This window comes from Flavobacterium sp. FlaQc-48, from assembly GCF_044007335.1.
In the GTDB taxonomy this organism is placed as follows: domain Bacteria; phylum Bacteroidota; class Bacteroidia; order Flavobacteriales; family Flavobacteriaceae; genus Flavobacterium.
Map to the genome: position 1 here is coordinate 61,069 of NZ_JBIPCR010000007.1, position 14,855 is coordinate 75,923.

6 protein-coding genes are annotated in these 14,855 nt (G+C 37.5%); 3 read left to right on the top strand and 3 right to left on the bottom strand.

All coding sequences use genetic code 11. The annotated features are described in order from the left end of the window. Nucleotides 1-15: 15 nt before the first annotated feature. The 3 genes from ACHRWY_RS13005 (at nucleotide 16) to ACHRWY_RS13015 (ending at nucleotide 6,345) form a co-directional block, all read left to right on the top strand. Nucleotides 16-1,587 (top strand): glycoside hydrolase 43 family protein, encoded by a 1,572-nt coding sequence (locus ACHRWY_RS13005; RefSeq protein WP_395355148.1) that lies wholly within the window; start codon nucleotides 16-18, stop codon nucleotides 1,585-1,587. A gap of 55 nt (nucleotides 1,588-1,642) precedes the next feature. After that, nucleotides 1,643-4,237 carry a xylan 1,4-beta-xylosidase gene (gene xyl3A / locus ACHRWY_RS13010; protein WP_395355149.1) on the top strand — a complete coding sequence of 865 codons (2,595 nt, stop codon included), beginning with the start codon at nucleotides 1,643-1,645 and terminating at the stop codon, nucleotides 4,235-4,237. Between the two features lie 164 nt (nucleotides 4,238-4,401). Further along, complete coding sequence (locus ACHRWY_RS13015) at nucleotides 4,402-6,345, top strand: glycoside hydrolase family 97 catalytic domain-containing protein (RefSeq protein ID WP_395355151.1); 1,944 nt, start codon at nucleotides 4,402-4,404, stop codon at nucleotides 6,343-6,345. Between the two features lie 305 nt (nucleotides 6,346-6,650). Here ACHRWY_RS13015 and ACHRWY_RS13020 read toward each other — a convergent pair whose 3' ends face one another. From ACHRWY_RS13020 to ACHRWY_RS13030, 3 genes are all read right to left on the bottom strand, one after another. After that, nucleotides 6,651-9,803, bottom strand: coding sequence for a glycoside hydrolase family 2 TIM barrel-domain containing protein (locus tag ACHRWY_RS13020; RefSeq protein WP_395355152.1), 3,153 nt, complete (start codon nucleotides 9,801-9,803; stop codon nucleotides 6,651-6,653). 305 nt (nucleotides 9,804-10,108) lie between these two features. After that, nucleotides 10,109-11,602 carry a RagB/SusD family nutrient uptake outer membrane protein gene (locus ACHRWY_RS13025; RefSeq protein ID WP_395355154.1) on the bottom strand — a complete coding sequence of 498 codons (1,494 nt, stop codon included), beginning with the start codon at nucleotides 11,600-11,602 and terminating at the stop codon, nucleotides 10,109-10,111. A gap of 11 nt (nucleotides 11,603-11,613) precedes the next feature. Beyond that, nucleotides 11,614-14,622 carry a SusC/RagA family TonB-linked outer membrane protein gene (locus ACHRWY_RS13030; RefSeq protein WP_395355155.1) on the bottom strand — a complete coding sequence of 1,003 codons (3,009 nt, stop codon included), beginning with the start codon at nucleotides 14,620-14,622 and terminating at the stop codon, nucleotides 11,614-11,616. Nucleotides 14,623-14,855: the final 233 nt, after the last annotated feature.

Sequence of the window (14,855 nt, forward strand, 5' to 3'; positions counted from 1 at the left end):
TTCTAAGATAAAACGATGAAAATAAGAGAAGCTTTTTTATGCATTATTCTGGTTGTTGGGTTGGTCAAAACCAATTACGCACAACAAAAGAAAGCACAAAATCCGGTCATTTTTGCAGATGTGCCAGATATGTCCATGATTCGGGTTAATGATACTTATTACATGAGCAGTACCACCATGCATATGAATCCCGGTTTGCCCATAATGAAATCCAGGGACTTAATAAATTGGGAACTTTTAACTTATGTATACGAAACCCTGGAAGATAATGATGACCGTTTAAATTTAAATAACGGCAAAAATGATTATGGCAGAGGTTCATGGGCCAGTAGTCTGCGTTATCATAATGGTATCTATTACGTTAGTACTTTTTCCGGAACAACGGGTAAAACCTATATTTTTTCTACAAAAAACATTGAAAAAGGCCCTTGGAAAAGAACAGTTTTAAATAATTCGTATCATGATCACACGATTTTTTTTGATGACGATGGAAAAGTTTATATGATTTGGGGAGCAGGAAAACTGCAGATTATAGAGTTGAATTCAGACCTCTCGGATGTAAAAAAAGAAACAAAAAAAGTGTTGATTGAAAATGCCAGTGCTCCTGCAGGAAACAATATCATGCTCCAGTCTGAGGGTTCACAGCTTTTTAAAGTCAATGGGAAATATTATTTGTTTAATATCACCTGGCCAAAAGAGGGTATGCGTACTGTCATTATACATAGAGCAGATAGTATTTCCGGGCCTTGGGAAGGAAAAATAGGCCTGCAGGATCAGGGAGTTGCACAAGGCGGGCTTATTGATACACCGGACGGGAAATGGTTTTCGTATTTATTTAAAGATTCCGGAGGCGTAGGCCGTATTCCTTATCTGGTTCCTGTTGAATGGAAGGAAGGCTGGCCAATTCCGGGCGAAAATGGTAAAGTACCGGAATATCTGGATTTACCCGCCAGCAGAGGTTTGATTCCCGGGATTATTAATTCTGATGATTTTAACCGCAAAAAAGGAGATAAAGAACTGCCGTTAGTCTGGCAATGGAACCACAATTCTGATAATTCACTGTGGTCTCTTAAGGAAAGAAAAGGATATTTAAGATTAAAAACAGGCCGGATAGACAGCAGTTTTGTTCAGGCTAAAAATACCCTTACTCAAAGAACTTTCGGGCCTGAATGTTCAGCAGCTACATTCCTGGAAGTTTCTAAAATGAAAGAAGGTGACTTTGCAGGGATTTCTTTGCTGCAAAAAGAATATGGACTTTTAGCAGTAAAGGTTGAAAATGGTGCAAAAAAACTGGTCATGATTGATGCCGTTAAAGGGAATCCGCGTGAAGTTGAAAGTATTCTTTTAACGCAGGATAAAGTGTATTTCAAAGCAGCATGTGATTTTAAAGATAAAGCAGATACCGGAAGATTTTTTTACAGTTTGGATGGTCAAAAATGGATTAGTATCGGGAATCCGATAAAACTGCCTTATACAATTCCTCATTTTATGGGGTATCGATTTGGGTTGTTCAACTATGCCACTAAAAATAAAGGCGGTTATGTAGATTTTGATTATTTCAATATTGAAGGTCAGACTCAAAAATAAAATTTACCAGTTTCAACAGAATAACACTTTGTACATTAATTTCAATAGTAAAAATATGAAAATCACTTGCCTGTATATTTTAAGTTTAGTGTCTTTTTTTAGTGTAAACGCGCAGCAATATCCGTACAAGAATCCCGCGCTCAGTTCAGTAGAGCGGGCAAAAGATTTAATTTCACGATTAACCCTTGAAGAAAAAGCGGTATTAATGTGTGATCAAAGTGATGCGATACCCAGACTTGGAATCAAAAAATTCAATTGGTGGAGTGAAGCGCTGCATGGTTATGCCAATAATGACAATGTTACTGTTTTTCCAGAACCTATAGGTATGGCCGCCTCGTTTGATGATCAGTTATTGTATCGTGTTTTTGATGCGGTATCAGATGAAGCGCGGGCAAAATACAATCAATGGATTAAAAACGGTAATGAAAATAAACGCTTTTTAAGCCTTTCGGTCTGGACACCCAATGTAAATATTTTCAGGGATCCGCGTTGGGGCCGTGGTCAGGAAACTTATGGGGAAGATCCCTATCTTACTTCCCGAATGGGAATCTCGGTTGTAAAAGGACTACAGGGTCCGGCAGATGCTAAATACCGTAAACTTTTAGCCTGTGCCAAACATTTTGCTGTTCACTCAGGACCAGAATGGAGCAGGCATGAATTGAATTTAAATAATGTAGATCCTCGTGAGTTGTATGAAACGTATCTGCCGGCATTTAAAGCACTCGTACAGGATGCTGATGTGCGCCAGGTAATGTGTGCTTATCAACGTTTAGATGATGAACCCTGCTGCAGCAATACCAGATTATTGCAGCGTATTCTAAGAGATGATTGGGGATTTAAATATCTGGTAGTTTCAGATTGTGGTGCTGTAACTGATTTCTATACGACTCACAAAGTTTCATCAGATGCCGTGCATGCTGCATCAAAAGCGGTTCTTGCCGGAACAGATGTCGAATGTGTCTGGGAGAAATATCCCTTTAAAGAACTGCCGGCAGCTGTTGCTAAAGATCTTATAAAAGAATCGGATATTGATAAGAGTCTGCTTCGTGTATTAGTGGGCCGTTTTGACTTAGGTGAAATGGATGATGATGCCATAGTGCCGTGGGCTCAAATTCCGGCATCGGTTCTTAACAGTAAAGAGCATCAGCAGTTAGCACTTGAAATGGCTCAAAAGTCCATGACACTTTTACAAAACAAAAACAGCATTCTTCCTTTAAATAAAGCAATAAATAAAATAGCCGTACTAGGACCAAATGCTGATAATGAACCCATGTTGTGGGGAAATTATAATGGAACACCCGTTAAAACAATTACCATTAAAGACGGAATAGAATCCAAAATTCCGGAAAATAAAATCTTTTATGATAAAGCGTGCGATTTAGTCGAGGATAAAGTAAACCAAAGCTATTTTAACCAAATTTCATTTGAAGGAAAAAAAGGAATGAAAGCAACCTATTGGAATAATCCAAATAGAGAGGGGAGCAGTGTCATCACCCAGCAGATTTTAAATCCTGTTAAAATGACTACTGCCGGTCAGCATGAATTTGCCTCAGGGGTAAAATTGGAAGGCTTTTCAGCAAAATATGAAACAGAGTTTTCAGCACAAGCAAACGATACGCTTGTTTTTAAAACAGGAGCTACTGGTGTTTTTGAATTACTGGTTGATGGAAAATCAATTGCAAAATATACCAATTGGCGTACTGTTCCGGGAAATATTTCATTTCCGGTTCAGGCGGGTAAAAAATATAAAATCGAAATTCTTTTTGCCCAGTCCAACAATTGGCAGGCGAATCTTGAATTTGATTTTGGAAAAGAATTTGACATTGATTTCAGTTCATTAATTCAAAAATTAAAAGGCATCGATACCGTAATTTTTGCAGGTGGGCTCTCTACTTTGCTTGAAGGAGAAGAAATGCCTGTTTCTTCCCCGGGTTTTAAAGGCGGTGACCGTACTGATATTGAGCTTCCGGCCGTTCAGAGAAAATGTTTAAAAGAACTTAAAGCGGCAGGTAAAAAAGTAATTTTTGTAAACTGCTCCGGCTCTGCAATTGCCTTAACGCCGGAGACAGCAAGCTGTGACGCTATTCTGCAGGCATGGTATCCGGGTGAATCCGGAGGTCAGGCCGTTGCGGACGTTCTTTTTGGAGACTATAATCCCGCGGGAAAACTACCTGTTTCATTTTATAAAAACTCAGATAAATTAGGTGATTTTGAAAATTATTCGATGAAAGGTCGCACTTATAGATACACAACAGATGTTTTGTTTCCGTTTGGTTTTGGCTTAAGCTACTCTAAATTTACTATTGGTGAGGCAAAATTGAGTAAAGCGGATATAAAACCGAATGAAAATACGCAATTAAGTTTTCCTGTAAAAAACGTTAGTAAACGTGACGGAACAGAGATCGTACAGGTTTATGTCAGAAAAGAAAAGGATACTGATGGACCTTTGAAAACATTGAAAGCATTTAAAAGAATCAATTTAAAAGCGGGTGAAAAGCAGCTTGTTACTATAGATTTACCAGCTTCTTCATTTGAGTTTTACGATGCCACTACTGTTGGAATGAAGGTAACATCAGGCTTATACGAGGTCTATTATGGTAATAGCTCAGATGCTAAAGATTTAAAAATGATTAAAGTATCTGTTCAATAAATTATTATGTGCAAAAGATAAATAATAACCAGATTGGAATTTTATTGTACAACTGAATCTTTTTTCTCTAATTTAGTTTGCATTCTGTTAAGTGAAAGAATTCCATATTATGATGAAGTTCTTCTTTTGCAAATAAAAATAAACCAATAACCAAATAATTAGTTATGAATTTTAAATATGCCTTATGTTTACTTCTCTTTACTTTTTTGAAATTAAACGCACAATCAGTGGTAAAAAGCCCCGATGGAAAACTCACAGTAGTTTTGGCTGTGGAGAATAATATGCCGGTATACAGTGTTTCGTATAACGGAAAAACTTTCCTGAAAAATTCACCCCTTGGTTTAAAAACAAATGTTGGGGATTTTACCACAGGATTAATTTTGAAGGCCAGTGCAGATCAAAAAAAGATTGATGAAACCTATCAGCTTCCTAATATAAAAAAACAAAGTGTACATTATACAGCTAATGAGGCTGTATTTTCTTTTACTAAAGAAGGGAAACAAGCTATTGATATCATATTTAGGGTCAGTAATAATAATGCAGCTTTTAAATATAAAATATATCCTCAAAAAGAAGCCCGCTCCTGTGTGGTGCAGGAAGAAGTATCCGGTTTTGTTTTACCGGAAGGGACCACTACATTTCTTTGTCCGCAAAGCAAACCCATGACAGGATTTGCCAGAACTGCACCAAGTTATGAAACATCGTATACACTAGATGATTCCATGGGCAAGAACGGAATAGGAGAAGGGTATACCTTTCCATGTCTTTTTAAAGTAAAGAATCAAGGATGGGTTTTACTATCCGAAACCGGCGTAGACAGCGGTTATTGTGGCAGCAGGTTAATGGGGCGAGATAAGGGATTGTACACGATAGGATTTCCAATGGAAGGAGAAAACAACGGAAACGGCACAACCGCTCCGGGGATACCATTAATGGGTGAAACGCCGTGGCGTACAATTACTATTGGAGAAACCCTGGCACCTGTTGTAGAAACCACTATTCCTTTTGATTTGGTTAAACCAAAATATAAAGCCTCTAAAGAATACCAATACACTAAAGGTTCATGGAGCTGGATTATCAAAATGGATAACAACACCACCTTTCCGGTGCAAAAACAATATATAGATTTCAGTGCGGCGATGGGATATCAGACTATCTTAATTGATGCACTTTGGGATACCCAGATCGGAAAAGACAAAATAGCCGAACTGGCCCAATATGGAGAAACAAAAGGAGTTGGTTTGTATTTATGGTACAACTCGAATGGATATTGGAATGACGCACCTCAGGGACCGCGTGGCATGATGGACAATGTAATAATGCGTCGTCAGGAAATGGCATGGATGAAAAGTATAGGTGTAAAAGGGATTAAAGTAGATTTTTTTGGAGGAGATAAACAAGTAACCATGAAATTATACGAAGAGATCCTGACAGATGCCAATGATTTTGGACTAATGGTTATTTTTCACGGTTGTACCTTACCAAGAGGCTGGGAGCGTATGTATCCAAATTTTGCCTCTAGTGAAGCGGTTTTAGCAAGTGAAAATCTGCATTTTGGACAAAAAAGCTGTGATAATGAAGCGGTTAATGCTGCGACACATCCTTTTATTCGAAATACAGTGGGAAGTATGGATTTTGGAGGAAGTGCTTTAAATCAGTTTTATAACAGTGAAAATGAACCCAATAAAGGTTCAAAACGAATAACTTCTGACGTATTTGCCTTAGCAGCTGCGGTGCTTTTTCAAAGCGGTGTACAGCATTTTGCATTGGCACCAAATAATTTAACCGATGCTCCCGCCTGGGCTATAGACTTTATGAAAGAAGTTCCCACGACTTGGGATGAAGTTCGTTTTTTAGAAGGATATCCTGGTAAATATGTAGTGCTTGCCCGCCGAAAAGGAACAAAGTGGTACATAGCAGGAGTGAATGCTCAAAAAGAAACGGCAAAACTAAAAATCAAGTTGCCAATGATTGCTTCCGGGGAAACATTAAGATGTTACCTGGATGATGAACATTTAAAGGGAACTGTAAAAACAATGAAGCTTAAAAACAGTCATGAGATTGAAATAGCAATTCCTTGTAATGGAGGAATGCTGCTATTGAATTAGTTCTGGATTATTGCCTTCATAAAGGGGCGTACACTGAAATAGCGTTTTTGTGAAATGACTCCGTAAAAAAAACTTAAAGGAAAGATGTTGCCTATAATGGTAAAAAAACAGAAATAGAATTTAAATATAAAAGAGTATAATATAAAAAAACCTAAAGCCTGTCTAAGGCTTTAGGTTTTTTAGCATATAAGGTACGACAGTCTGTCATTTATGAAGATCATGAAATAGTATAGACAAATTTTGAGTAGTCATGATTTGAGCTTATTTAGTAATTAATAGTACTCATGTTCAATCAAATTTACAGATTAAAACAAGTTTAAGGTATAGGTAAATGAGGTTGGGAGGGCAAAAACCTGATATTGCTCAAGTGGTCTTGGGCCACAGCTAGCCGATCCTACACCTAGTGTTTTAGTTGAAAGACAGAACACAGTTGAGGTACTGGGAGGTAAGTCAATTTTATACTCTACCGGATACATTTGCTCATCAGTATGGGGAAGAGCAGAGACCTGCATCAATTTTTCATCCGCTTTCACCATTAGCCAGGGCATATCTTTACCGCTTAGTTTTGCCCAACTGACTTCTTCATGGTTACCGCGTTCCATCGGTTTTTCATATTCGTATTGTTCATTTACGCCCAATTCGTAAAGGCCAACCTGAGCTGAACTCTTGCGATCGGAATAATTCTCGAAGGGACCACGACCTAAAAATTTTATGTGATCAAGCTTTTTGTCGAGTAACATCCGCACACCAATTCGGGCTAAGTTGATGCTTAAACCAACAAATTGAACCTGATTATCAACTTTTATTGACCCATCGCCTTTAATAGTATAAGTTGCTGTATGATAAACGCCAAAACCTTCTTTACCATCTGCTTTTGTTACAGAAGTTACTTTCACGCAGGCTTTATCAATAACTTCGACTTTAAAATCAACTACTGTATATTGAAGTGTCGTTACTCCGTACTTTTCCCATTGTTGATAAGCCCAGTCATCGTCGTTACGGTGAGAGGCGCGCCATAAATGCAGTTTAGGCGAACCATCTGAAGCTAAAATATTAATTCCATTTTTGGTCAGCTGATTCATAAACCCCGTTTTTTTATCAAAACTTACAGAAAAGTCTTTTCCGGAAATCACAGCTGATTGCGGGTTTTGCGCTAGTTTTACAGGCTGAGTGACTTTTAGTTCTTCTGCAGGAAATGTGTTTACAGGAAGTAAAAACTGCTCTGTTGCAACTTCAAAACCTTTATCAGCCCAAAGTGTTTTTTCTTTTAAGCGGTATGAAACGCGCAAATAGTATTTAGTACCTGCTTTTGGATGCTCTGTTTTATAAGGAATATTTGCCGCAAAAACTCTTTTTTCTCCCCATGTGGGACGGATTTCAGTTTTACCATTATCAATTTCCTGCCCGTTTTCGCTTAGACTCCACGAGAGCTCAAAACCATCAAGGGAAATAAATTGATACTTGTTCTTAATTTTAAGACCGCCATTAGCAGGATCCGTTAGTTCGGTATCGATCCATTGAAATGCTTTTTTCATTTCAGGATAATGTGGCTTTACATTGTTTCCTTCGGTTGCACGATCGTAAGAAACCACTCCTTTATGAATGAAATAATGATCATTTGGATACTCGCCAAAGCCTCCTCCGTAGGCTAAGATTGGGTGATTCGGATCGCGCTTGTTCCACAATGCCTGATCCTGGAACTCCCAGATAGCACCACCCAAAATTTCAGGATTTTGATCAAAAGCTTTAGAGTATTGGTCAAGAGAGCCCATAGAATTAAACATAGCATGAACAAACTCACAGATATAAAGTGGTTTGGTCAAACCCCAATTTCTGGCCATATCAACATAATCTGCTGCACTGCCATACATACGGCCATCGAGGTCAGCAGGATTATTTTTACCGCTTCCAAACCTTTCGTAGTGAACAAAACGAGTAGGGTCTATAGCCTTAACAGCAGACATAGCAGCCTTGAGATTCGTACTGATGCCGCCTCCTTCATTTCCAAGCGACCAGATAATTACCGAGGGATGGTTTTTGAAATTCTCAACATTGGCCACATTGCGGTCAATAATAGCTGCTTTTATTGTTGTTTCTTCATCAAATCGGGTATTATAACCGTGGTATTCCATATTGGCTTCGGCAACCAGCCAAATTCCCCATTCGTCACAAAGCTCATACCAGCGTGGGTCATTTGAATAATGACTGGTGCGGATGTGATTACAATTCCCCTGTTTAATTACTTCCAGATCACGAATCATCTGCTCTTCAGTTACGGCATGACCTACATCGGACCAATGCTCATGACGGTTTACACCCTTCAACTTGATTGGCACTCCATTTGCCATGAAAATTCTTCCGTTGATTTCTACTTTCCGAAAACCTATTTTTGATGATATTATTTCGCCTTCTGAACTGGTCAATACAACGGTGTACAGATTAGGGGTTTCAGCAGTCCATTTTAGCGGATTATCGACCTTGATTTTTACATTTAATAACTCTTCGTTATTGGATTTAAGGATGTTTCCAGTGGTACTGCCTTTGCCTATTTCTTTGTTTTGGTTGTCGTAAAGTGTGACGGTAAAATTTTGTGCTTTGGAGGTTTTATCACTATAATTTTTAATTTTAGCAGATACATCCAATGTTGCATCTTTATAGTCTTTATCTAAATCTGTTTTTACAAAAAAGTCACGAATATGCACTTGTGGGGCGCTCCAGAGCGTTACATTGCGAAAAATCCCGTGTAAACGCCACATATCCTGGTCTTCCAGCCAAGTACCGGAACTATATTGATATACCTCTACAGCAATCATGTTTTTACCAGGCTGCAGATATTGGGTTAGGTCAAACTCGGCGGCATTACGGCTATTTACGCTAAAGCCTACTTTTTTACCATTTACCCATAAAAAAAATGCACTGTCAACACCATCAAATGTAATAAAATTACGGCGCCCTATCCATTGTTCAGGAATAGAAAATTCCCTGCGATAGCTTCCCACAGGGTTTCGCTCATTATATGCTGTATAAGATTTATCAGGCTCACTCATGACATGTGGATAATCTTTTTTGATGGTATAGCCTAAGTTTCTGTAAAAAGGTGTCCCGTAACCTTGCACCTCCCAGTTGGAGGGAACAGTAATTTCTTTCCAGCCGGAAACATCATAATCAGGCCTGTAAAAATCGACAGGTCGTTTTTCCGGTGTGTTCACCCAGTTAAATTTCCAATCCCCATTAAGACTTTTGCAAAACGATGAAGCATGTCGCTTGGCTGTCAAAGCTTCCTGGAGGCTGCTATAAGGCATTAATGTGGCGTGATAGGCTTCTTTGTTTATACCGAGTAATTCTGGGTTTTCTATTTCAGGTGGAATTAGAATTTCTGCAGCAGTAGTTTGGGCAGCAGTATGGTTTAAGAAAGATAGTGACAATAAAATAAATAGTAAGAAAGTGTTTTTTTTCATTGGTATTTAATTGTTTTTTTCAGTTTGACGCCATGTTGTCTTTACGATAAGAGCTGGGTCTGTACTATGTGGTTATTCAATTACGTCTAAAGTAAAAAAAAATAGTATATGATTTTTCCTGGATTGATTATCAGAACTGATAAATAAAATAGAAGCAATAATTGGAGTAAATTGAAAAATGGGCCAAAATTTAATTATGAAAACTCTGGCAGTATAACAGACTTTAATATACTGAAAAACAGCGCATTAAAATGCGCTGTTTGACCAAATTACTAACTTAACTTAAACTACCAAAATTTATTTACTTAATAACCAGGATTGTTATCACTTGGTTTTATATTAGGATTTGAAGATGTTTCTCTGTTTGGTATTGGCCATAATTCACTTTTACCAGCCTGAAAACCAGTACTGGCTAATTCTGTATTGGCGTTACCCCATCTTATAATATCATCAAATCGGCTTTGCTCGCCGGCAAATTCTACTTTACGTTCATGAACAATTGCAGCAAAAACAGCCTCTTTTGTTGGGGCAATAGTAGTGGTTAAACCTGCGCGGTCTCTAACTTCTTTAATATACGCTATGGCAGTCGTTTGAGAACCTCCTGCTCTTTGGTTTTCACATTCTGCTTTCATAAGCAATACATCTGAATAGCGCATCACTTTGAAATTTATACTGGACTGTGTAGCTTCATCCTCTCTTTTGTAATAGTTCTGGTATTTTTTCCATCCCGCATTTCTAATACCTGCTGATGTACTAAAGTTTTGCGCTGTCATAGTACGGGTTCCGTTTAAATATTTTGAACCTGGTACATAAAAAGTATCTCCAAAACGCAAATCTCCCGCCTCATATGAGTTTAACAGATTATCTGGCGGATAGACATTGAACCAGCTTAAATTGCCATATTCCTGACCTCTAAGCGTTGACTCCGCAAATCCTGTTCCGCCACTATTACCGGCATCATCCCATTTATTACCTGTTCCGTTGTTTTCATTAAATTCAATTTCAAAAATGGATTCTTTACCATGTTCGGTTTCATCCATAAAGTTGTTATAGAAATTACCTTTATCTTCAAGACTAAAGCCTATAACACCATTAAATGCAACCAAAGCTTCGTCATATTTCTTTTGGTATAAAAGTACTTTTCCTAAATAAGCATAAGCGGCTTCTTTGGTGGCTCTTCCCACTACTTCAGCACTTTTAGATAATAAATTTTGAGAAGCAAATTCGAAATCGGCTCTAATCAAATCATAAACTTCTGCTTTAGGACTTCTTGCGGCACCTGTGATAGTTCCTGTTTTGTAAATTGGTAAATCACCAAAACGTTTCACTAAAAGAAAATAGTAATAAGCTCTTAAAAAATGGGCTTCTCCTAAAAATTTATTTTTTTGCTCTTGTGATAAAACGGAAGTTGGTAAAGCCATAATTTTGGCTTCATTATCTAAAACAAAATTAGCTCTGGATATTCCTAAATAGCAAGATTCCCAATAATACTGAATAATATCATTTCCTGCGTTAAAAGAAAAATCCTGAAAAGGTTTTTTATTCCCTTCTAATTGTGGATTTCCGGCAGCATCCTGCGCCATTAGATCCATCGCAAAGGAAAAATTACGTGCATAAAGTCCTCTTGTCTGCAAATTTGCATAGGCTGCATTTACAGAAGATTCTACCTGCGCTGCGGTTTTAAAGAAAGTGTCCGGCGATAGCGTGTTTGGATTCGTTAATTCTAAATCCGATGTATCACATGAATTTAGGGCTAAAATTCCGAACATTGCTGCAACTATATATATTATTTTTTTCATCATCTTATAAATTAAAATTTAACATCAAGTCCAAAAATCACTGATTTAGGCTGTGGATATCTTCCCAGGTCAATACCTGCAGAATTCGCGTTCCCATCTGTACGGGCAATTTCAGGATCTAAACCAGAATATTTTGTAATTGTAACAAGGTTTTGCCCGCTTACATAGAATCTTATATTTGAAAAATGACTGCCAAATGTTTCTCCTGAAAGTGTATATCCCAAAGTAACATTTTTCAATCTGGTGTAAGAACCATCTTCAATATAACGCTGATTAGCGGATGACCAGTTGATATCTGCACCCTGCGCTCTTGGTAAAGTAGCAGATGGATTGGTAACAACGCCGTTGACAACATTTGCTCTGTCTAAAACATCTGTACTGGCATTAAACAAACGATTCATTCCTTTTAAATCAAAAGTATTCGCATTATAAATATCATTACCCTGAACTCCTGTTATGAAACAGTTGAAATCGAACTTTTTATAGGCTGCCGTAAGGTTTAAACCATAGGTAAAATCCGGATACGGATTCCCGATATTTGTTTTGTCATCTGAGTTGATTACCTTATTGCCATCACGGTCAACAATTCTGATATCCCCTGGTTTCACAATAGTTTGTCCTGGTCCAAAAACAGCATCTACTTCTGCCTGGTTTTGATAAATTCCATTGGTTTGGTATCCATAAAAATAGAATAATGGCTGACCTACTTCCAGTCTTGAGAAGTTTTCTAAACCGGCTCTTGCAGTTGGACCGCCCAATACACTAGTCACTCCCGGCGCTAAACTGGTTACTTCATTTTTACTGGTTCCTAAATTTGCTATGGCTGACCATGTAAAATCTCCTTTTCTGTCATTATACCCTAATGATATTTCATAACCGGTTACTTTTACATCGGCAATATTTTGTGTCTGGGTTCCTCCACCGGCAGATCCTACAGAGGCAGGTAACGGAACAGCAAAAAGAATATCACTGCTTTTATTATTAAAATATTCAAAAGATCCGGTAAATTTTTCATCAAACAAACCAAAATCCAAACCTATGTTTCTGTCCTTTTTAGACTCCCATTTTAAGTTAGGATTAGAAGCAACTCCCAGAGAAACTCCCGGCGCATTTCCTCCATTAATGGGATAATTATAATCGGCAAGTAATGTAGCGGCGTATTGATAATTGTCTATTCTGTCATTTCCTGTTGTTCCTGTACTTGCCCTAAGTTTTAATGTACTAAAAACAGAGTTTGCCATGAAACTTTCTTTAGCTATATTCCATCCTACTGCCACGGAGTAGAAATTACCCCAGCGGTTATTTGCACCAAAACGGGAAGAAGCGTCTCTACGGCCTGAAACAGCAAATATGTATTTATCATCATAATCGTAGTTGATACGGGCAATATATCCAATATTTTTTTCCACATAGTTAGCAGAACTCAAACTTCCTTCATTGTATCTCAGCTGATCTATTTCATCTGAAATATTATAGCGGCTTCCGGCTACTAAATTTTGTGATTTTCCATCAATTTTAGTAATAACCCCTAATACTTCAAGGTTATGTTTGGCAGCAATAGTCGTTTTATAAGTTAAACTATTATCAAAAACAATAGTTTGTCCCTGAGTGTTTGTTTCATTAGTGGTAGAATAGGCTTGTTTATGGTAGGAACCATCGCTGTAACTGGGAACAAACGTATGATCTTTACCTGTGTAGTAATCTAATGAAACCTGCGATCTGAATTTTAAGCCTTTATAAATTTCTAATTCAGCGTAGATATTTCCTATTATCGATAAATTATTAATTTTTTGATATCCTAAATTTGCTACACGTACAGGGTTTTCGGCATCATTACCGTCAACGGCACTCGGGCCTTGATATCCGCCTAAACTGGTATCATTGTAAACAGGTAAATAAGGGGCCATTTTAATAGCGTGTTCTAATAATGTTCTTCCTCCTGAACTACGTTCCGGATTGATGGTATTAAAAGAGATACCAATATTACTTCCTACCTTTAGTTTTCCAATATCCTGTGTATTATTAGCTCTAAAAGAATAGCGTTCAAAGCCTGTATTGATAACAGCTCCTTCCTGCTTTAAATATTCGGCAGAATAACGGCTTGTAGATGTCTCAGTACCATTTGAGAAACTCAAATTATAATCCTGCATCAAACCACTTTGAAAGATTTGGTCTTGCCAATTGGTGTTTATATTTCCAAATTCAGCAGCTCTTGCCGTTAAATCACTTCCTAAATCTTTAGCATATTGAAGATATTGCTGTGTATTTAAAACATCATATCTTTTGGTAATGGTTTGGGATCCTATGTACGTACTAAAATTTAGCTGGCCCGGGCCTTTTTTTCCTTTTTTAGTTGTGACCATAATTACTCCGTTAAAAGCTTTTGAACCGTATAAAGCCGTTGTTGAAGCATCCTTTAAAACAGACATTGACTCTATATCATTAGGACTTAATCCGGATAAATTACTGGTCAAAACACCATCAATTACATATAGAGGAGCACTGTTTCCCATAGTAGCCAAACCTCTAATCGTAACTGTAGGATTAGAACCCGGAGCACCATTTACAACTGTAACACCCGCAGCCCTGCCCTGTAAAGCTGATTCTGCATTAGTAATAGGCACTGCCGCAATATCTTTTGATCCTACTGTTGAAATTGCTCCGGTTACTTTTGTTCTCTTTTGAGTTCCGTAACCTACTATAACCTCATTTAAGTTTTGGGTAGACAGGGCTAATACAACATCTATTGTAGTTCTGGTACCGGCAGTTATCGTCTGCGAAATCAATCCTACATAAGAATATGTTATTTTGTCTGTAGCGTTAACTCCTTTTAAAGAGTATTTACCATCAAAATCTGTTGAGGCGCTATTTTTTGTACCTTCCACATTAACGCTGGCACCTGGTAAAGGAAATCCTGAAGGATCAGTAATCACCCCCTGTATCGTCTTTGATTGTGCCATTATATTCTGACTGCTAATTATTAGCAATGCAATTATTGCAAATTTTAATTTTAACATCATTTTAATTTGGTTTTTTGATTAGTTTAAATAGTTTGTTTGGTTGTAAAGTTTAGTTATTGTAATAATTATAATTTGAGCTAATGGGCTATTTTTTTTTTTAAATCTGAAAACGTACTTCTAAAAAGAGCTGGCTAAGATTTTAATAAAAAAGAGCTTTTAACTACATTCTTTTTGGTTTTTAGTCCATACTTAAAATTGTTTTTTAAATTGTTAGTAATAGTTTTTAGTTTAGT

Bases quoted from the DNA above. Each gene is read 5' to 3' on its own strand.
- ACHRWY_RS13025 (WP_395355154.1), bottom strand. From the start codon at position 11,602: ATGAAAAAAATAATATATATAGTTGCAGCAATGTTCGGAATTTTAGCC.
- ACHRWY_RS13020 (WP_395355152.1), bottom strand. From the start codon at position 9,803: ATGAAAAAAAACACTTTCTTACTATTTATTTTATTGTCACTATCTTTC.
- ACHRWY_RS13015 (WP_395355151.1), top strand. From the start codon at position 4,402: ATGAATTTTAAATATGCCTTATGTTTACTTCTCTTTACTTTTTTGAAA.
- ACHRWY_RS13030 (WP_395355155.1), bottom strand. From the start codon at position 14,622: ATGATGTTAAAATTAAAATTTGCAATAATTGCATTGCTAATAATTAGC.
- xyl3A (WP_395355149.1), top strand. From the start codon at position 1,643: ATGAAAATCACTTGCCTGTATATTTTAAGTTTAGTGTCTTTTTTTAGT.
- ACHRWY_RS13005 (WP_395355148.1), top strand. From the start codon at position 16: ATGAAAATAAGAGAAGCTTTTTTATGCATTATTCTGGTTGTTGGGTTG.